14 protein-coding genes are annotated in these 20114 nt (G+C 37.3%); 8 read left to right on the plus strand and 6 right to left on the minus strand.

What is annotated here, in order from left to right:
* Window positions 1–300: 300 nt before the first annotated feature.
* From VUJ46_RS03220 to VUJ46_RS03250, 7 genes are all read left to right on the plus strand, one after another.
* A complete protein-coding gene (locus VUJ46_RS03220; RefSeq protein WP_326983573.1) occupies window positions 301–1899 on the plus strand; it encodes a DUF1593 domain-containing protein in 1599 nt (532 codons plus the stop codon).
* A gap of 99 nt (window positions 1900–1998) precedes the next feature.
* Window positions 1999–3165 (plus strand): esterase, encoded by a 1167-nt coding sequence (locus VUJ46_RS03225; RefSeq protein ID WP_326983574.1) that lies wholly within the window; start codon window positions 1999–2001, stop codon window positions 3163–3165.
* Window positions 3166–3178: 13 nt separating this feature from the next.
* Entirely contained in the window at window positions 3179–4651 is a 1473-nt protein-coding gene (locus VUJ46_RS03230; RefSeq protein ID WP_326983575.1) for a glycoside hydrolase family 30 protein, read from the plus strand.
* 2 nt (window positions 4652–4653) lie between these two features.
* Complete coding sequence (locus tag VUJ46_RS03235) at window positions 4654–5532, plus strand: alpha/beta hydrolase (protein ID WP_326983576.1); 879 nt, start codon at window positions 4654–4656, stop codon at window positions 5530–5532.
* A gap of 344 nt (window positions 5533–5876) precedes the next feature.
* Window positions 5877–6905: a nucleoside hydrolase gene (locus VUJ46_RS03240; RefSeq protein WP_326983577.1), complete on the plus strand. Its 1029-nt coding sequence runs from the start codon at window positions 5877–5879 to the stop codon at window positions 6903–6905.
* Window positions 6906–6908: 3 nt separating this feature from the next.
* Window positions 6909–9365, plus strand: a complete 2457-nt coding sequence (locus VUJ46_RS03245; RefSeq protein WP_326983578.1) for a glycoside hydrolase family 3 N-terminal domain-containing protein — start codon at window positions 6909–6911, stop codon at window positions 9363–9365.
* 124 nt (window positions 9366–9489) lie between these two features.
* A complete protein-coding gene (locus tag VUJ46_RS03250) occupies window positions 9490–10047 on the plus strand; it encodes a DsbA family oxidoreductase (protein WP_326983579.1) in 558 nt (185 codons plus the stop codon).
* A gap of 139 nt (window positions 10048–10186) precedes the next feature.
* Here VUJ46_RS03250 and VUJ46_RS03255 read toward each other — a convergent pair whose 3' ends face one another.
* Window positions 10187–10630 carry a PCC domain-containing protein gene (locus tag VUJ46_RS03255; protein ID WP_326983580.1) on the minus strand — a complete coding sequence of 148 codons (444 nt, stop codon included), beginning with the start codon at window positions 10628–10630 and terminating at the stop codon, window positions 10187–10189.
* Window positions 10631–11639: 1009 nt separating this feature from the next.
* Here VUJ46_RS03255 and VUJ46_RS03260 point away from each other — a divergent pair.
* A complete protein-coding gene (locus VUJ46_RS03260) occupies window positions 11640–11981 on the plus strand; it encodes a helix-turn-helix transcriptional regulator (RefSeq protein ID WP_326983581.1) in 342 nt (113 codons plus the stop codon).
* A 3-nt stretch (window positions 11982–11984) separates the two neighbouring features.
* On the opposite strand, the gene VUJ46_RS03265 is transcribed toward VUJ46_RS03260, so the two are convergent.
* The 5 genes from VUJ46_RS03265 to VUJ46_RS03285 form a co-directional block, all read right to left on the minus strand.
* Window positions 11985–12716: an MBL fold metallo-hydrolase gene (locus VUJ46_RS03265; protein WP_326983582.1), complete on the minus strand. Its 732-nt coding sequence runs from the start codon at window positions 12714–12716 to the stop codon at window positions 11985–11987.
* A gap of 684 nt (window positions 12717–13400) precedes the next feature.
* Complete coding sequence (locus VUJ46_RS03270; RefSeq protein ID WP_326983583.1) at window positions 13401–14741, minus strand: MATE family efflux transporter; 1341 nt, start codon at window positions 14739–14741, stop codon at window positions 13401–13403.
* Window positions 14717–16030 carry a lysine N(6)-hydroxylase/L-ornithine N(5)-oxygenase family protein gene (locus VUJ46_RS03275; protein ID WP_326983584.1) on the minus strand — a complete coding sequence of 438 codons (1314 nt, stop codon included), beginning with the start codon at window positions 16028–16030 and terminating at the stop codon, window positions 14717–14719. The genes VUJ46_RS03270 and VUJ46_RS03275 overlap by 25 nt, the downstream gene beginning before the upstream one ends.
* 87 nt (window positions 16031–16117) lie before the next feature.
* Complete coding sequence (locus tag VUJ46_RS03280; RefSeq protein ID WP_326983585.1) at window positions 16118–18553, minus strand: GNAT family N-acetyltransferase; 2436 nt, start codon at window positions 18551–18553, stop codon at window positions 16118–16120.
* Window positions 18531–20048 carry a pyridoxal phosphate-dependent decarboxylase family protein gene (locus VUJ46_RS03285; protein ID WP_326983586.1) on the minus strand — a complete coding sequence of 506 codons (1518 nt, stop codon included), beginning with the start codon at window positions 20046–20048 and terminating at the stop codon, window positions 18531–18533. The genes VUJ46_RS03280 and VUJ46_RS03285 overlap by 23 nt, the downstream gene beginning before the upstream one ends.
* Window positions 20049–20114 lie beyond the last annotated feature (66 nt).

Genomic DNA, 20114 nt, shown 5'->3' on the forward strand with positions numbered 1-20114 from the left:
ATTCTGAGTCTGTAGTTTACGGGCTCAGAATTTTATTTTTTGAATTAAAACTGATTTTTAACCACAAAAGTTACAAAAGCTTTAAGTCTAAAATAATAATTCTAAAAGTTCACAAAATCGAAAATCAAAGATTGTCAAAACTAATGTATTCTAAGATTTTCAGCTTTTTAAACTTAAAGCGTGTGTCAAAACAAAAACTTTTGTGCCTTTTGACTACGTTGAAATATCATTCATCGCCTGAAAGGAGATAATCTTCGATTTGTGGTTAAGATTTACAGTTGTCAAACTAAAAGAAAAACAATGAAAATTAATTTCAAACCTTATAAAAAAGTTCAGAAGTTAGCTGTTGGTTTCCTGATAATGGGTTCTTTTTTTGGACAGGCTCAAACGGCTTCTCATCCTGAAAGACCGAGAATTATCATCACAGCCGACCCGGAATTGGATGATAGCAATTCGATGATTCGTTTTTTGTTGTACAGTTCAGATTTGGATATTGATGGATTGATTTATGCAAGCAGCGCATTTCACTGGAAAGGCGATGGAAAAGGTACAAAATGGTTTGTTCCGAGCAGAGAATATTCAAGATTTGGAACCGGAATTTGCCCTTGTGAATCATGGCGTTGGGGCGAAGATGAAAAATTCATTCACGATGCGGTAGATGCTTATGCTAAATCGTATTCCAATTTAAAAGTTCACAATCCGAATTATCCTTCTCCTGAAGTTTTACAATCAAAAATAAAATATGGAAATATTGAATTTGATGGTGATATTTCTAAAGATTCAGAAGGTTCAAATTTAATTAAAGCTGCGATTCTCGATAACAAGCCAGGAAAATTATACGTCACAGCCTGGGGCGGATTAAGTACAATTGCAAGAGCTTTAAAATCGATTCAGGAAGAGTTTGAAAATACGACAGATTGGGAGAAAATTCAAACTAAAGTGGCCAGAAAACTAGTCATTTTACCTTCAGGTGACCAAGACGATACGTATGCCTCTTACATCAAACCGAATTGGCCAAAACTGGATTACAGAGAATTTGTAGACGGTCCAAATTATGGCTACACGGCTCCTCTGAAAGCAAGTCCGGAAAATGTAAAATACTTCTCCGCCGATTGGATGAAAAAAAATATCTCCAATAAAGGTGCTTTTGGCGAATTGTACAGAGTTTGGGGCGACGGAAAGCAGATGGTGAAAAATGACATTGTAGATTTCTTCGGATTTTCAGGTGTAACCGCCGAAGAACTGAAAAAGCAAGGTTACAAAGTCTGGATGCCATTACAGCCAAAAGGTTCTTTCTTAAGCGAAGGCGACAATTTTACCTTTATGAATATGCTCGGAAACGGATTGCGTTCTTACGAATCTGGTTCTTACGGAGGTTGGGGCGGAATTGAACCTGCTTCTAAAGCCAATTCCAATATGTTTTTCGATAATGCAGCCGACGGAAATAACAGTGCAGAAGCAATGGCAAATTCGATGGCTTCAAAAGAAAAATCGGATAAAGAATTGGCTTTCCCTAACTTTTTATCACAGGCTATGAATGATTTTGCGGCAAGATTAACTTGGTCTATTACACCTACTTTTTCCAAAGTGAATCACGAACCGGTTGTGAAAATTTCAGGTCCGATAAACATTCGTTCTTCCGCAGGTGAAAAAGTTCCTTTATATGGTTCTGTAATCGACCCAGACGGAAATAAAGTTACTGTAAAATGGTGGCAATTCAAACAAGCCGGAACGTATAATGGCGACATTGAGATTTCAAAATCTGACAGCTTAAATCCTGAAATTTTGGTTCCTAAAACAGCAAAAAGTGGACAAACTATGCATTTGATTTTAGAAGCGACAGACAACGGAACTCCTGCATTGACGAGATATCAGCGTGTTATCATCACAGTCAGATAATTTAAAATGATTCATAATTGATAGTAATGAATGTCTTAAAACAGGACATTTTTCGTCTGGTTTTTTAAGATTAAAAATAATCACAGAAAAAGATTAAGAATGAAAATCAAATACACAATCTATTCATTAATGCTTGGTCCATTAATGTTTGCTCAGGAAAGTCTTGATTTCAGCGGAAAGAAAAATTTAATATCTCCGGAAATCAATGGAAAAAAGATTACATTTCGTTTGCTGGCACCGAATGCGAACAGCGTAAAACTTCAGGGAAACTGGTTTCCGTCACAGGGAATGGAAGCGGGTTCTGCTGATTTGCAGAAAGATAAAGACGGTGTTTGGTCGTTTACCAAAAATGATTTCAACCCAGATTTATATACTTATTCATTCATCGTTGATGGTGTAAAAGCCAACGACCCGAACAATTCTTATCAGGTTCGAGATGTTTCGTCGGTGATGAGTATGTTTTTGGTAGACGGAAAGCAGTCGGAAAATTATAAAGTTCAGAATGTTCCCCACGGAACAGTTTCCAAAAGATGGTATAAGTCAATCGGAATGCAGGAAGACCGAAGGATAACAGTTTACACTCCTCCTGGTTATGAAAATTCCAAAGAGAAATTTCCGGTTTTGTACCTATTGCACGGAATGGGTGGCGACGAAGATGCATGGATGACTTTAGGAAGAGCATCGCAGATTTTGGACAACCTGATTGCTCAGGGAAAGGCAAAACCGATGATTGTCGTAATGCCAAACGGTCACACCAGTAATTCCGCGGCTCCGGGTGAATCTTCGAAAGGTTTTTATAAAATCGATATGAGAACGCCGGATATTTTCTCAGGCGATATGGAAACGTATTTCAAAGAAATTATGGATTTCACAGAGTCCAATTACCGAACAAAAGCCGATGCCAAAAACCGTGCGGTTGCCGGACTTTCAATGGGCGGTTTCCATTCGTTGTACATCTCTGCCAATCAGCCGAAAACCTTCGATTATGTTGGCCTTTTTTCTCCCGCAATTCTCCCGCCAGATGAAAAGAAAAGTCCGATTTACCAAAATTTAGATTCAAAACTGAAAACTCAGCAGACCAATAGCTATAAATTATATTGGATTGCCATAGGAAAGACCGATTTTTTATATAAAAATGTAACAGAATACCGTCAGAAACTCGATAAAATGAATTTCAAGTATCAGTATATAGAATCTGAAGGCGGGCATACCTGGAGCAACTGGAGAACGTATTTAAATGATTTTGTACCGCAATTATTCAAATAAAATTTAAATCAAAATGAAAAAATTACTATTTGGAATCCTAACCACGGTAAGTCTTACTGCAACAGCACAAAATATGCAGGTTTCAGAATGGATAAGTTCTACAGAAACAAAACCTTGGCAGACAAAAAAACTGAATAAAGAGAAATCTTCTCAAAAAGCAGTCGAAGTTTTTACCAACAAATCTTTACAGAAAATAGAAGGTTTCGGTTCTTGTTTCAATGAGTTGGGGTGGACTTCATTAAATCAACTCAATTCTGTTGATAAAGAAACAATTTTCAAAGAGCTTTTCACAAAGGAAGGAGCGAACTTTACCATTTCCAGAATGCCGATTGGAGCAAATGATTTCTCAAGAGATTGGTATTCCTACGATGAAACAGATGGAGATTTTGAAATGAAAAATTTCTCTATTAAAAACGATTATGAAACGCTAATTCCTTTCATTAAATCTGCTCAGAAATATAATTCTTCATTGAAATTATGGGCTTCACCTTGGAGTCCGCCAACTTGGATGAAGTATAATAAGCATTATGCACTCAACAAAGCGCCATCTGTCATGCAGCAGGTTGATAACGGAATTAATGATAATCAACTCGTAAAAGAAGGAACGGACAATTTTATTCAGGAAGACCGATATTTTAAGGCATATGCTTTATACTTTAAAAAGTTTGTAGAGGCCTATAAAAAGGAAAATATTAAGATTTCTATGGTTATGCCTCAGAATGAATTCAATTCTGCTCAATGGTATCCGAGTAATACCTGGACGCCAAAGGGATTATCAAAATTCATCTCGTTTTTAGGTCCTGAAATGAAAAAATCCGGAGTGGATATTTTCTTCGGAACTTTAGAAAGAGGAAATCCTGCGTTATTTTCTGAAGTTTATAAAAACCCTGAATCCGGAAAATATATTAAAGGACTAGGTGTACAATGGGCAGGGAAAGAAGCAGTATCACAGATTCATAAAGAATATCCAAACCTTACGATTTATCAAAGCGAACACGAATGTGGAAATGGTAAAAACGACTGGGCGTATGCAGAATACAGCTGGGATCTGATGAAACACTATTTCCTTAACGGCACTTCTTCTTATTTATACTGGAATACTTCGCTTCTGAAAGGTGGGGTTAGCCGTTGGGGATGGACACAGAATTCTTTGGTAACGGTTGATTCTCAAAACAAAACCTATCACTGGAATCCTGAGTTTTATCTGATGAAGCATTTCAGCCATTATGTTCAGCCGGGAGCTGTTTTGCTGGAAACTTCAAGTGCTTCTGTTGAAAAACACAGAAATGATGTTTTAGGTTGGTGGGAAGGAAATTTGAGCAGTAACGCAGATAATATTTTAGCCTTTAAAAATCCGGATAATTCTATTGCCATTATTACTTACAATGATGAAGCCATCTCAAAACAGCTTCATCTGAAAGTCAACAATCTGGATTTAAATCCTATTCTGGAAGCTAAATCATTCAATACAATTTTAATTAAATAAAAATGAAAAAAGTCATCATAGCAGGTTTATTCCTTTTTGGTTTAAACAGCATCAACGCTCAGAAATCAATTCCATTATATCAGGGAAAAGCGCCTGGAACAGAAAACTGGACACAGAAAGAAGCACAGCAATTTAATGAACTGTTCAAAACAGAGGTTGTTTTCAATGTCGCTCAGCCTTCTATGTTGTTATTTGAAGCTGATAAAAAGAAAGCCAACGGAACGGTAATCGTTGTGGCTCCCGGCGGTGGTTTTCAAAGCTTATCCATCAACCGTGAAGGAATTGATATGGCGAAAAAACTGGCAGAAAACGGAATTACAGCAGTTGTTTTAAAATATAGATTATTGGAAACACAATCGAATGACCCGGCTAAGGAAATGATGGAAAACCTTAAAGACAGAAAAGCTTTTGATGCGAAAACAGCACCGATAAAAGTAATGGCGGGTGACGATATTAAAACGGCAATTTCTTACATCAGAACCCACGCCAAAGAATTGAATATCAATCCTGAAAAATTAGGAGTGATCGGATTTTCTGCGGGAGCAAGTGTAATCCTTGAAAGTGTTCTTCACAGCAAAGATGCGTCTACATTACCCAATTTTGCAGCATCCATTTACGGCGGACCAAGTCAGGAAATTTTAGATACCGAAATTCCGAAATCTCCGCTTCCGTTATTTATTTGCGCGGCAAGTGACGACCAATTGAAATTGGCTCCAAAATCAGTTCTACTGTACAACAAATGGTTGGAAGCAGGACAGCCAACCGAGCTTCATATCTATGAAAAAGGGGGGCACGGTTTCGGAATGGGAAAACAGAATCTTCCTGTTGACAAGTGGTCGGATGTCTATCTGGATTGGTTAAGATTCCACAAATTTTTATAAATATTTAAATCAAAAATATTAACCACAAATCGAAGATTCGAGGAAGTCAAAAGTCACAAAAGCGTCTAGTTTTTAAAAAGATTAATAAAATCAATTGTATAGGTTAAATCAACAGGTCGCTCCGATAGAGCTTTGCTTTGGTGCTAGATTTTTCTATTAACAGTAAGCCCTGATGGGGCTAAATGTAACTCCATTAGGAGTCAACAGATAATAGAAAGTAATTTTTATTTGTAATTAAAGCTCCAGAGGAGCGATCTGTTAATTGTATTTTAATTTTTATCGGACAACTATTTAAAATTAATGTGACAAAAACTTTTGTGCCTTTTGTGGTTAAAAAATAAACAATGAAATCAATTTTTAATATAGTTTCTTTTTTTACGGCAATGGCTGTGTCCGCACAGTCTACTGCCGTGATTTCGGAAATGGATAAATATGTAAAACCACGTTATCGCGTCATCGTCGACAATGATTTCGGTGGCGATCCGGATGGACTTTTTCAGTTGGTTCATCAGATCTTATCACCTTCCACGGAAATTCGTGGGATTATCGGTTCGCATTTAAAGCCCGGAGATCCGTTTGATTCATCAAAAATTACCGCTGAAAATGCAGTGAAAAAAGTGAACGAAACATTGGAAGTGATGAATCTTAAAAATAAGTTTAATGTTTTTCAAGGTTCAAATGATCAGTTGAAAGATCTCAAAACTCCAAATATTTCCGAAGGTGCAAAAGCAATCGTTGCCGAAGCAATGAAAGCTGATGAAAAAAATCCTCTGTTTATAGTTTGTGGTGCCAGTTTAACAGAAGTGGCAAGCGCTTATATGATGGAACCCAAAATTGCCGACAAAATCGTTGTGGTTTGGATTGGCGGTCCCGAATATTCAGATTTAGCAACACCGCCGCCTGGTTATACGCCTTTGGAATATAATTTAGGAATCGATATAAAAGCAGCTCAGGTGGTTTTTAATCAATCTAATTTAAATATTTGGCAGGTTCCGAGAAATGCGTATCGACAGACTTTGATGTCTTATGCTGAATTACTGAGTAAAGTGAAACCTGAAGGAAAAACGGGAGCTTATTTAACGCAAAAAATTGAAGATTTGATGCTTAAAACGCAAAAATTCAATTTACTGGTGGGCGAAACCTATATTATGGGCGACAGTCCGTTGGTTTTATTAACGGCGCTTCAGTCTTCTTTTGAAGCAGACCCATCATCAAGCAGTTATGTCTTAAAAAATGCTCCGAAAATTAATGATAATGGAGCTTACGAATACAATTCCAACGGTAGAAATATAAGAGTGTACACCCATCTTGATACCAGATTGATGTTCGAAGATTTCTATGCCAAATTAAAAATGTTTAATTCTAAAAAATAAAATATGAAGAAGAATGTATCCACATTAATCAAGCTTTCTCAGAAGGCAAAATATTCAGGTTTATTCTTGGCTTTGTTGGCGGCATCGCCATTGGCAAAAGCTCAGAATACACCCACGCTGAATGTTGACGGAAAAACGTTTAAAGATTTAAACAAAAACGGAAAATTAGACACTTGGGAAGATACGCGTCTTTCGGTTGATAAAAGAATTGATGCGATCATCAAGCAAATGACCAACGCTGAAAAGGTTGATTTACTGATCGGAACAGGGATGCCGGGAATCGAAGTCCTGACAGGACCTGTTGGTGATTCAAAACAAGGATTGGTTCCGGGAGCAGCTGGAGGAACGGCCAATTTTGAGCGATTCGGAATTCCTGCGACAGTCGTGGCGGATGGGCCTGCAGGTCTGAGAATTGCACCAACGAGAGAAAATGATACCAAAACGTATTATGCAACGGCATTTCCGGTAGGAACAGCTTTGGCTTCAACTTGGAACAAAACATTGTTAGAACAGGTTGGAAAAGCCATGGGAAATGAGGTGAAAGAATATGGAGTAGACGTTTTATTGGCTCCTGCTTTGAACATCAATAGAAATCCTTTAAACGGAAGAAATTTTGAATATTATTCGGAAGATCCTTTAATCTCAGGAAAAACTGCTGCGGCAATTGTGAACGGAATCCAGTCGCAGGGTGTGGGAACTTCAATCAAGCATTTTGCTGCGAATAATGAAGAAACCAATCGTCTGACGATCAATGCGCATGTTTCTGAGCGGGCAATGAGAGAATTGTATTTGAGAAATTTTGAAATTACAGTAAAAGAATCCCAGCCTTGGACGGTGATGTCTTCTTACAATAAATTAAATGGCGTTTATACTTCAGATTCTAAAGATCTGTTAACTCAGGTTTTAAGAAAAGAATGGGGGTTCAAAGGAATTGTAATGACCGACTGGTTCGGAGGTTTTCCTGGATTTGAATCAATCAGAGACGGTGGAATTTCCGATGTTGTAAAACAGATGAATGCCGGAAATGATCTTTTGATGCCGGGAATTCCTGCTCAGAAAAAAGTGTTGTTAGCAGCATTAGATTCAGGGAAATTATCTCAGGAAGTGGCTAATTTGAATGTAAAGAGAATTTTAGAATATATCTTCAAAACACCGACTTTTGCCCAATATAAATACAGCGATCAGCCTGATTTGGCCCAACACGCGCAGGTAACGAGAAATGCAGCGGCTGAAGGGATGATTTTGCTTAAAAATGATGGGAATGCATTGCCTTTTGCAAACAAACAAAAAGAAGTTTCGCTATTTGGGGTAACATCTTATGCATGGATCACAGGAGGGACTGGAAGCGGAAGTGTGAACAATAAGCACACTGTATCTCTTTTAGAAGGTCTGAATGCGGCCGGATACAAGCTGGACAAAGAACTGGTGGATCTTTATAAACCTCACGCCGAAAAAGAAGCTGCTGCAGAATTAGTTGAAAGAAAGAAAAAAGGAATTTTAGGGCTGCCGGGAAGATTATCCGAAATGAAAATGGATGACGCCTTCTATGCTAAAAAGGCTGAAACTTCTGAAATAGCCTTTGTGACATTAGGAAGAAATTCCGGAGAAGGAGGAGATAGAGTAGTGAATGAAGATTTTGATCTGGCCGCGGAAGAAATCGAAATGCTGGATAAGATCTCGAAAGCTTTCCACACGAAAGGTAAAAAAGTGGTGGTGATTCTGAACATCGGTGGTGTTATTGAAACCGCATCATGGAAAGATAAAGTGGATGCTGTTTTACTAGCTTGGCAACCGGGACAGGAAGGCGGGCACTCCGTTGCAGACGTGGTTTCAGGAAAGATCAATCCTTCAGGAAAACTGACGATGACTTTCCCGGTGAAATATTCAGATACACCTTCAGCAAAGAATTTCCCAGGAGTTCCTGTGGAAAATCCAAAAGAGGTAACGTATGAAGAAGGAGTTTATGTGGGATACCGTTATTTTGATACATTTAATGTAAAACCATCTTATGAATTCGGTTTTGGTAAATCCTACACGAATTTTGATTATTCCAATATAAAGATCAGTTCACCAACATTCAATAACAAAATTGAGGTAAGCATTGATGTGAAAAATACAGGAAAAGTAGCCGGAAAGGAAGTTGTTCAGCTGTATTTATCGGCTCCTCATGAGTCTATTGACAAACCAAATGCTGAATTGAAAGCCTACGCCAAAACAAAAGAATTGCATCCAAACGAAAGTCAGACGATTACTTTAAGTTTAAGTCCGAAAGATCTCGCTTCATTTGTTACCGCAAAATCTGCGTGGATCGCTGAGTCCGGGAAATATAAAGTTTCAGTCGGAGCATCTTCACAGGATATTAAACAAACCACATCCTTTGCTCTTCCAAAAGAGCTGGTAGTGGAAAAAGTACAGCATGTTTTTCCTGCGGATAAACAGTTTACAGATTTAAAACCGTAAATAATTGAATCATGAGAGGTTGCTTAGGCAGCCTCTTTTTTTATGATACAGATAGTTTTCACCTATCATTTTATGTTCATTATATAAAGAGAAAGGATTAATTTTGAATCGTAAAATTTAAACAATGAAAATAGAAATTTGGTCGGATGTGATGTGTCCGTTTTGCTATATCGGGAAACATAATTTTGAACAGGCGCTTGAAAAACTACCTTTTAAAGATAAGGTTGAAGTAGAGTGGAAGAGCTTTCAGCTGGATCCTACATTGGAATCGGGGAAGGCCATCAGTACAGCCCAGTATTTTAAAGAAAAAAAAGGCTTTCAGGAATCTCAGTCGCAACAGATGATGAGTCATGTCGCAGAAGCCGGAAGGGCGGCGGGATTGGAGTTTAACTTTGCTAAGGCGTTAATCACCAACACCTTTTCTGCACATAAAATTCTTCATTTAGCTAAGAAATACGGTAAAGGCAATGAAATGGAAGAACTTTTGTTCAAAGCGCACTTTACAGATGGCAAAGATGTTTCGGATGCCGGTGTTTTAGCTTCTTTAGCTTCAGAATTGGGAGTAAATGAGGAAGAAACCCAAAAAGTACTGAACTCAGATGAATTTGATTATGAGGTGAGTCAGGATATTGTAGAAGCCAAAAACAATGGAATCAGCAGTGTGTTCCTTTCTTTGTATTGAACGGAAAATATGCCGTTTCAGGCGCACAACCCGTGAATGTTTTTGAAGATGCCCTGACACAAACCTACAAGGAAACTGTATCTCCTTTCACGAATTTATCAGAGGGAGGTAACTCTTGCGATGAAAATGGCTGTGAGATTTAAGAAAGGAAAAAATCATCTTCTTTTCTTCTGAAGTAAAGGATTCTGGATGATAAAGGGTGAAGAAGAAATTCACCCTTATTTATGACTTCAGCATCGTTAAGGTGCCCTGTCCATGATGAATTGTTTTCATCTTCAATAATTACATTCAAATCGAAAACGGGTCCGGCTAAAGTACTTTGAATATTTCCCGAAATGCTGGCCTCGGATTTTTGAGTGTCCATTTTTATATTAAAGTATTTTTGTGAGCCTGGAGTTTTAAAACGTATGAGAGGTCCTTTAATCATCACCACACCAAATATTTGTGCCGTTTCTATTTGCTGGCTGACTACAAAATCGGTTAATGCTTCCCTAAGGTTGGCGTGATCTTTAATGCTGATCAGGTAACTGCTTTCAATTTTTCTCGCTGACCAAAAATTACCGCTAAGGTACTCTGTATCCATTCTTAAAAAAATTTATTATACAAGTACAAGTGGCATCAATAAAGCCTGCCGCTATACAGCATTCTTTGTGCCATCTCGTTCGGATTATGATGGATAAAGTCCAAAACCTGGGGATTTGGCAAAAAGTGTAGATCGTTTGAAAATTAAAATAGGAGTTTGATTTTTATTTCCCAGAGGATAATGTTGATTTAATGTCAGGTATTTAAAGGGGGCGTTATTGTAAAAACCTTGGTAAAGTATTCTGAGTTTAATCTCAAATTAATGGTCTTAGATTACTGCCAGAACGACAAAAGGGAAAGTAAACAGAATTTGAAAATTCAGCAAAATTAATCCCTATCTGGTAATTCGTGACTCTAAGAAAGTATTTCATCGGTGAAAATCTATGCGATCTGCGTGAAAATAATATATTTTAAATCTCGAAATGTCACCCCGGCTTTTGTATCTGATCCATTATGAGTAATTGCTGATATTAATAACCAAGCCTAAAAGATGTAATGCAACACTTGTCTGTTATTATATTGTTAGGATTTTAGTCTTTTAAAAGCGATAGAAAAATATACCACAAATGTATCATGTTGTGAAATATTTTACGTCATTAATGCCTTTTTGTGGTTAAGTTTTAACAATTGTTGAAAGCTTGATTGTAATCATGAAAAGGGTAGATTCTAAACCTCTACATTTGAAAAATCAATCAGAATAAATAAGCTGTGGTAAAAAGCGAGGAAAAAATGAAAAATAATACCCTAATAGCACAAAACGTGGTATGTATGTGGTATTTTAATTTTGTGAAATTTTAATCATTTTTTCTTTCTTTGCTCTTACCAAAAAATTATGACATGAAGGTTATGTTTATAATTTTAATCAAAATTAGTGTTTTAATGAAAAATATACATTAATATACAATGGACAGGTTGTTTTTTTGAAAGTTAAAGTTTTAATAAAAAAAGAGTGGATTAATACCGGTGCTTGTTAAGAGTATCGGAAATGAATAGAGATGAGAAAAAATAATATGAAAAACGAAAAATCTGAAACAAATTTTGAAGATCTAAATCAAAAAATTTTGGCACAGGACGAAATTACAGTATTGGCCAAGGAAAATTCGCCACGTCTTTTGAATAAGTTTAGGTTAGTTTATCCTGATTTTTTTAACAAAATATTCGCTATACAGCCAAATCTGAAGAATTCTGAGCTAATTTTTTGTATTTATCTTAAACTCAATTTATCAACAAAAGAGATTGCCACCTATACTTTTGTAACCCCGAAGGCGATCCAGAATCGAAAAAACCGTCTCCGGAAGAAACTGAATATTGCTTCTGACACCGATATCTATAAGTGGTTCAATCAACTTTAAATACTACAATTGTATCACGGTCTTCTCAAGGTCGTGATACAAAAGTACTTTCCAGTGCTCCTTCTGCCCTTGAGCCTGCCATTGTTGTCTCAAACGCATTGCTTTTTTTCCGTCGAAATCGCTTTTATAGGCAACATGATACTTAAGATAGGATTCCTGTGGAAGATTGTCTGCCCCATAAAATACGGTATAATTATTTTCTTTAATCCAGAATACCTGCATAAAAGGCGTATGCCCTCCGACTACCTGATAGGAAACAGCCCTGCTGATATTCCCATCATCGCTATGCATCCAGACGATATTGGGCAACTGAACCATTTTTTCCAATGTATCAAAATCAAATGAATAATTTCCTGGATTTGATCTGGCAAAATCAAGCTCTCTTTTTTGAATGAAAATTTCGGCGTTGGGGAAATTAGGCTCGAAGCCTGATTCCGTTTTGTTGATAATGCCCTCAATATGATCTTTGTGCAAATGAGAAAGTAAGATCTTAGTGATCTGATGCGGATAAATATTTTCTTTTTCAAGAGTCTGAAGAATGATGGGTTGCCCCTTTTCATTTTTCCAGCCAATGCCTCCGTCCAAAAGGATATAATCTTCTTCTGTAATAATTAAGAAAGGTTGTACAGACATTTTAATTCCGCTTAGCTGATTCCAATTTTCATTGGTAAGCAATGTAAATTCTTTAGTATTATTGGTGAAAAAATCACCTTCTTTTAATGGAATTACTTTCATAGTATACTCTGAAATACTTTATAACAGCAAAGGTCTTTAATTTTTTTATATTTAAAAAACGCTTTTTTTCGATACTAATTATCGCTGAAACCGATTGAAATTAACAGATGAACGCTATCTCATATTCCCATAGCGCTTCATACAAATGCTTCTTCATAATAGATTGGCAGTTACAAAAGTTGGAGAGAAATGGTTCCAGGCATATTTCTGGCAACGGATGAAAGAATATGTCTACGTCCCGTCGATCGTATTTCACAGATCACATTCATCTTTAGATACTGAGTAATACTGTTTTCTTTTTGAATTTACCTTAAGAGGTTAAATATGAGTAGCGTCGGGTAAAACCCGATGAATACGTATTCAATGATGTTATAACCCCGCAGGGGTTGATTAATGTAAAGGAAATTTCAAAGATAAAATGGTATAAACAGGTTTGAAATGTAAAAATAAAAAAGCCCCTATAAAGATAGAGGCCTAAAAAAACACAAATGATGAAAAAAAATTATTTCGTGCTTCAAATATAATGAATTTATCATTATTCTAATAATTTTTTTATAAAAAATATATTTTAACTAAAAAAATATTCACTTCCTGTGAAATATTCTGATGTTTTTCCTATTGCCTTTGCTTTGGCAGGAATGGGTTTTTTATTGCAGAATTCTGCTTAATATATCACTGCAGAGGTCAGGTAACAGATAGCTTTTTAAAATAGGGCTTTATGAGCAAAATAAGAGTGGCTAAAGCGGCTGTAATCTCAATTAATGCACTTCCCCAGTAGATGCTTTTAACTCCAAAATAATAGGGGAGGATTATCATTAAAGGAATATACAGGACGAATTGCCTCAGAATCACTAAAAAACCTGCTTTTTTAGCGTGGTTTATCGCTGGATAATAGGAGAGAGCCAAAACGGTGACCGGCAATACAGGAAGCACTGAGAAGAATAATCTGAAATCATGGATTTGTCCGGATCCGGCAATATGACCAGGCAGCATTATTCCCAGTAATTCTTTGGGAAATAATAAGGTAACAAAGAAAAAAGGAAATAAAACCGCAATACCCGCCAGGATATATGTCCTTAGAAATGCTTTGGCTCTTACTCGATTTCCGGCTCCGAAATTAATTCCTACAACAGGTTGTAAACCCCGCATAAGCCCAAAAAGAGGAGTCAAAAGAAATAAAAAAAACCGATTTAAAACGGTGAAAAATGACAGGTCACTTTCTGTTCCGTATCGAACAATAGCATTAAGGATGATGATGCTCTGGACTACTCCTATTACGGATAATATCATTTCGGGAAGTCCCAAGCCAATCATTTTTTTTCCGATCTCAGTATGATACATCATGGATCTCCAGTTTGTTTTAAATGAACTTTTTCCTCTTGCGTAATACAAGAGACCGAGGAGTGAATAGATTATCATCCCGCAATTGGTTGCCCAGGCTGCCCCTGCAACCCCCATGTCTAAAGTCGAAATAAAAACAGGCTTCAGGATGATGTCAATAATAAGACCTGCAGCGATCATTGCAGCGGCAGTTTTCATTTTTCCTTCTGCACGAATCAGCATATTAATTGCCAAACCGTAAATCCAGAATATTGTTCCTACTAGTGTTGCTCGGAAATACGCAACGGCTATGGTTTGCAGATCTCCCTTGCCACCCATCACGGCCAGAAGCTGATGAGCGAAAATATAGGCCGGAACGGCACAAATTAGAGAGAACAAAATACATAGAATATTAAAACTACCGAATAACCGGTAGAGTTTGGCCTTTTCGTTTTTTCCGATCCACAGGCTGACAGCTGCTCCGGCTCCCGTACCTACCAACCTTCCGAAGCCCAATATAATCTGAGAGAGAGGATATGCCATTCCCACTGCTGCCAGAGCTTTTGTATTGATCAGATAGCCCACAAAAATAGCATCCAAAAAATTATTGATGCCATAGAGAACAATCGCTGCGACCGCAGGCCACGAAGTTTCCCACATGACCTTTGTCAAACCACCGGTTAAGATGAATGTTTTGCGGTCCATACTTTTGATGTATTAAATTGCTGAAAGGCTATTCGTTTTTCTACTTTATAAATTTCTCTTCCGGCGATGGAGTTGATAATTACCGAATTCCGATAAGCCCCCATACCAAGGTCTGGCGTTACAAAGCCATGGGTATGAAGTTCGGCATTCTGAACAAAAACAGTAGCCCGCAGGTCAATGGTATAATTACGACTGACATTCAACTGGCCTTCCTCCGTTCTTTGAATTAAATTTTCAATGCCTTTCAGGAATTCGGGTTCTTTATATTGATAACCCGTGGCCAAAATAATAAAGTCTGAGATATGTGAAAATGATGCCCCGTCCTGAACATGAGTGAAGTTAAGCAGATGGGTATTTCCCTCGGGATGTATGCTGTCGAGCTGAGAACTGGGTCTTAGTTCTGCGTATAGGGATTTATTTCCTACACTCATTTCATACAGCATATCAAAAATTTCATTAATGAGATCAAAATTAATCCCTTTATAAAGAGGCGGCTGTCTTGAGAGAATATTTTTACGCATTTCCGGAGGCATCTGATAAAAATGATCAACGTATTCTGGGGAGGTTAATTCCAATGTTAACTTGGAATACTCCATCGGAAAAAAACGATCCGGTCTGGTAAACCAATGCATCTTAAATGAAGGGTCTGTTTCCGGGAGTAGATCCCTGAAGATTTCTGCAGCGCTTTGCCCTGAGCCGATAATCGAGACCGAGTCGGATTCCAAAATATCCTTTTTACGATCAAGGTACTCCGAGGTATGAAGAACATTAGCGTAATTTTTTCCTTGCATAAATTGGGGGAGATTGGGCTGAGTTCCTGTACCCAAAGCCAGTTTTCGGGTATGGTATTTCGTTACATCATTATTTCTTAAATCTAAAACGTGAACGATATAGATTTCCCGGATTTCATCATATATGATATTTTCTACTTTCTTTTCGAAAAGGCAGTTGGTGAGTTGATGGCAAACCCATTGACAATACAGGTTATATTCTTTTCTTAAAATGTAAAAACTTTCCCGGATATAAAATTTGTATAAACGGTCTGTCTCCTTTAAAAAATGAAGAAAACTGAATGGACTGGCCGGGTTTGCCATGGTGACTAAATCTGCCATAAAAGGGACCTGAAGAGTCGCTTGGTCAAGCATGAGCCCCGGATGCCAGTCGAAACCTTCGGCCTGATCCAGAAAAAGAGAGTTGATAGATGCTACAGGCTGCAGAAGGGCTGCCAAGCCAAGGTTGAAAGGGCCGATTCCTATCCCGATGATATCGTATACTTTGTTATTTTTCACTGTTTTTATTTTAGACTGTTTTTATTATTCAAACCTTATAGAATGTTAAGGCCTATAAGGTTTAGGAAGTTGATGCCATGTCGCAGGCTAAAATTCCGTTATCTGCTTTTTCGCATTCAATCGGCTTGCAGGGCATTTTTCCCAGTATGCTTCGCGGGTACAGAAAGTAAGATAAGCCGTCTTGTGAGGCATCTCAATTATTCCCTCACGGATATATCCTAGCTTTGTGATGATTCTGTCGGTGGGCACCGCATCTACGGATGCCTCACCAATGCATTTTCCCACTTCAGGAAGCATAAAAATATAGTCCAGAGCCACCTGAAAAGACTGGAAAGAAAATTTCCTGTCTTTTTGTGTCTCAGCCACAAAAAAATGAGTGCCATAGTCGGTGGGAACTGCGTTGTAATATCCTCCCACAACATCTCTTACAGGCCAGTAAGGTTCAAAGCTGAATTGTGGAATATCATTAACATATCCGATAAAACTATGCTGTTCATCGCTCGGAAGAATTGTTCTGAACCAGAGTTCAAGATCTTTTCTAGGACCATCCATTTTCCAATAAGGCTTTGCATGCTCTCTATTGAACCATTCATGAACCATTTCGAAATCTTTTTCGATGTCAAAAGGCCGGATGCTGATGTTGATATCGTCTTCTTCAAAGTATCTTGAGTAAACAATTTCTTTAGTTTCAGGTTTAATTAATGGGTTTGAAAAGAAATATTTATGTAAAGGATTGGGGGTCTCCAGAAAAACTGCGGGATATTCTAAATCTTCATCTGTTTCATTGATGTTTTGAAGGCTGGTGATTAAATTTCCTTTTGTAGACCAGCTTTTTTTATTGATGATATAGTTTATCCATCCCGTTTCGTCCTCGTGTTCAAGTGCCTTAAATGCTTTGTAAACGAGATTAATTAATTTTCTTTCGTTCGCCAGTTGATGACACCCTAGGGCATTGACGATCCCCAGGATATTATTGGTCAACAGATAGTAGGTGTATTTCGGAGCCAGCGATTCTTCATCGATAATAGAACCGCTTTCATCTGCAATCCCCGGAAGCGCATCAGAAATCATTTCCTTTCGGGCTTCTCTGAAGAAGAATCCCTGATTATCCCTGAAATAGATTTTCGCGGGAAAGCCTTTGCTGTCAAGTTCCAGCATAACGTTTTGCTGATGAAATTCACAGGCCAGTCCGTAGGTATTTAAAATTCCGACCATAGGTCTTATGCAAATATGAAGATATTGTTTAAACCAATCTAGAGCGACCTGTTCAACAGATAAATCCTGACTTCTTGCTGCACTGGCAATGATGTTCTGAAGTCTTGAAGGCTGTCCTAAAATCCCGTCCTGACAAAGGGCGGCGAGAAGTGTAACATTTTTATGCTTATTATCACCATAGAAAGGATTTCTTCGGATGCTGATATTGAACCCGTTAATAATTTTATCGTTGAATTTTACTGCTATAAAAGCAGGATCTACCATAAAATCAATCTCCGGGAAATCATTTTGTACATTTTTTCCCCAGTCTGTTTTCAATAACCGGCTGATGTCATACCCACGGTGCAATTCAGGATACAAATTGATTCTCTCTGAATTTGTGATTTTTACATGCAGGGAAAATTTAAACATCCATTTATTTTCCTCATTATAAACTGTTCTTACCGAAGAAGTAGGAGTGAAATATTCTCCGTAATGTCCTAAAGCAAAGAGAATTCCCATTTCCTGCATAATCTGAACTTCTTCCTGAGTCAACAAATATTCTGCTTCCCAGGGATGCATCGGAACGATCTGATAATCTGGAAATTCATCCCACAATTTCTTATGTTCAGCATCTAATAATGGATAGATTTTTTCTCCCAATTTCTTAGAAACAGCTTCTCCGTCTGCATTTTTTTCAATAATATTTTCAGGATTAATCAAGAAATAAAACAATTGAAACTGTCCTGAAGTTTCGGGAGAATACGTGATTAAATCTTCTTTATTAAAACCTTGTTTCGACTTCGGAACCGGATGTAAAATGTGTCCTAAAATCAACGATTGTTCAGCTTCAATGAATGACATTTCCAAATCATTGACAGACTTATTATTTTCAACCAAATAGTTAAGATATGTAGAAAGATTTTCAATGCTGTTATTCAGCCTTTTCATCATGGTCGAAACATCAATTCCGCCATAGATACTTTTGGAATATTCTGCTGTTAAAGCCATAAATCCGTAAATATCAACCTCGGAAACTTCATCTGTTTCTAAAATTCTTCTTAAAACCGGAAAATCAAAAAGATGTCTTCCGCTTTCAGAAAAATAGCTGACAGGAACATAAACGTCACAACCAATCGAAGAAAAATCAATTCTAATATGAAGATCAGTTGGTGTTTTTCTTAAATTTTTAGCAATAGCAATATCATATTTTGGAATTCCAAGATAACGGCTCCAGTTGGTAAATTCCTTCATATAGCAGTTGATCACTGCGGTGAAATTTACTTTTTCTGCATATTGTCTTGTATTAATTGATGTCAATGTATTCATTTCCGTAATGTTTAATGGTGTTTAAAATAGTTTGGATATCTTCGATGGTCGTTAAAGGATTCAAAATCGTGAACTTCAGATAAAACTGTCCGTTCAGCTTTGTGCCTGCAACCAAGGCATTTCCTTGTCTATAAAGTTGAGCCCGGATATATGTGTTGATTCCGTTTAAATCAAAAGTCCTGAATGGATCTGCTGAATATCTGAATACTAAAGCCGAAATATCAGAACGGTTCAAAATTTCAAAATGAGGGTCATTTTCAAGCAGAAAAGCAGCTTCACGAGCGGTTTTAATGATTCTTTCAATATAACTTCCCAAACCTTTTTTTCCGATAATTCTTAAAGTAAACCAAAGTTTTAAGGCATCAAATCTTCTTGTCGTCTGAATTGATTTATTTACCTGATTCGGAATTTCATTTTCATTATGATCTTTTGGGTTTAAATAATCCGCATAATGCGTAATTAAAGTGAAATAGTTTCTGTCTTTCACCAAAAATCCGCTACTGCTTACAGGCTGAAAAAAAGATTTATGATAATCAACCGTCACAGAATCTGCATCTTCAATTCCATTAATTAAATGGCGATATTTTTCTGTTAAAAGCAATGCGCAACCATAGGCTGCATCAACGTGAAACCACATTTTATATTTCTTCGCAATCGTTGAAATATTGGTTAAAGGATCGATATTTCCAAAATCCGTTGTTCCGGCTGTCGCAACCACTGCAATCGGAATATTTCCGTTTTCGATTTCTTTTTGAATGGCGTCTTCCAATAAAATGCTGTTCATTTTGAAAGAATGATCGGTTTTCACTTTCACGACTGCCTGCTCTCCCAGCCCTAAAATTGAAGCACTTTTCTGAATGCTGAAATGCGCTGCTTCAGAAGCAAAAATCCTGAAACGATGAGCATTTTCCGGCAAACCATTTTTTTTGATATGATGATTAAAATGTTTAATAGAATAATGATCTCTCGCCAAAAGCATTCCCATTAAGTTGCTCTGAGAACCACCACTCGTAAAAATTCCGTCTGAATTTTTTCCGTAGCCTATTTCGTTGCAAGTCCATTCAATTAGTTTTTGCTCCATCAAAGTTCCACCTGTGCTTTGATCCCAAGTGTCTAATGATGAATTAATTGAGCTAATTAACATTTCTGCTGCAACTGCCGGAATGACAACCGGACAATTGAGATGGGCTACATATTTAGGATGATGGAAAGCGACGGCGTGCTGGGTATAAAGAGTTCTGACTTCTTCGAAAACGTCGGCGTAATTTTTCGGCGCATCATTAAGGTCAATATTTTCAAACTGTTTTCTCAGCGTTTCCGGAGTGATTCCACTGAAAGGCTTGTTATTTTCTTCCAGAAATGCAACTACTGTTTCCTTTGCTTTCTGCATGACATTCAGATATTCGTGAATAGTGAGTTCACAGAATAAATTCTCTGGATTTGGGAAAAGCGGTTCCCTTTCCGAAAAGGTGTGTTTGGTAATATTCGATTTCATAAAATACCGGGGGGAGTGTGTTTTTAAATTTTTACTTAGAATGAGAAGCCTGGTAAGGCAAAGACG

Origin of the sequence: Chryseobacterium sp. MYb264, from assembly GCF_035974275.1 — a bacterium.
GTDB lineage: Bacteria > Bacteroidota > Bacteroidia > Flavobacteriales > Weeksellaceae > Chryseobacterium.

Bases quoted from the DNA above. Each gene is read 5' to 3' on its own strand.
- VUJ46_RS03285 (WP_326983586.1), bottom strand. From the start codon at position 20,048: ATGAAATCGAATATTACCAAACACACCTTTTCGGAAAGGGAACCGCTT.
- VUJ46_RS03225 (WP_326983574.1), top strand. From the start codon at position 1,999: ATGAAAATCAAATACACAATCTATTCATTAATGCTTGGTCCATTAATG.
- VUJ46_RS03260 (WP_326983581.1), top strand. From the start codon at position 11,640: ATGAAAAACGAAAAATCTGAAACAAATTTTGAAGATCTAAATCAAAAA.
- VUJ46_RS03220 (WP_326983573.1), top strand. From the start codon at position 301: ATGAAAATTAATTTCAAACCTTATAAAAAAGTTCAGAAGTTAGCTGTT.
- VUJ46_RS03250 (WP_326983579.1), top strand. From the start codon at position 9,490: ATGAAAATAGAAATTTGGTCGGATGTGATGTGTCCGTTTTGCTATATC.
- VUJ46_RS03265 (WP_326983582.1), bottom strand. From the start codon at position 12,716: ATGAAAGTAATTCCATTAAAAGAAGGTGATTTTTTCACCAATAATACT.
- VUJ46_RS03240 (WP_326983577.1), top strand. From the start codon at position 5,877: ATGAAATCAATTTTTAATATAGTTTCTTTTTTTACGGCAATGGCTGTG.
- VUJ46_RS03280 (WP_326983585.1), bottom strand. From the start codon at position 18,553: ATGAATACATTGACATCAATTAATACAAGACAATATGCAGAAAAAGTA.
- VUJ46_RS03245 (WP_326983578.1), top strand. From the start codon at position 6,909: ATGAAGAAGAATGTATCCACATTAATCAAGCTTTCTCAGAAGGCAAAA.
- VUJ46_RS03255 (WP_326983580.1), bottom strand. From the start codon at position 10,630: ATGGATACAGAGTACCTTAGCGGTAATTTTTGGTCAGCGAGAAAAATT.
- VUJ46_RS03270 (WP_326983583.1), bottom strand. From the start codon at position 14,741: ATGGACCGCAAAACATTCATCTTAACCGGTGGTTTGACAAAGGTCATG.
- VUJ46_RS03230 (WP_326983575.1), top strand. From the start codon at position 3,179: ATGAAAAAATTACTATTTGGAATCCTAACCACGGTAAGTCTTACTGCA.
- VUJ46_RS03235 (WP_326983576.1), top strand. From the start codon at position 4,654: ATGAAAAAAGTCATCATAGCAGGTTTATTCCTTTTTGGTTTAAACAGC.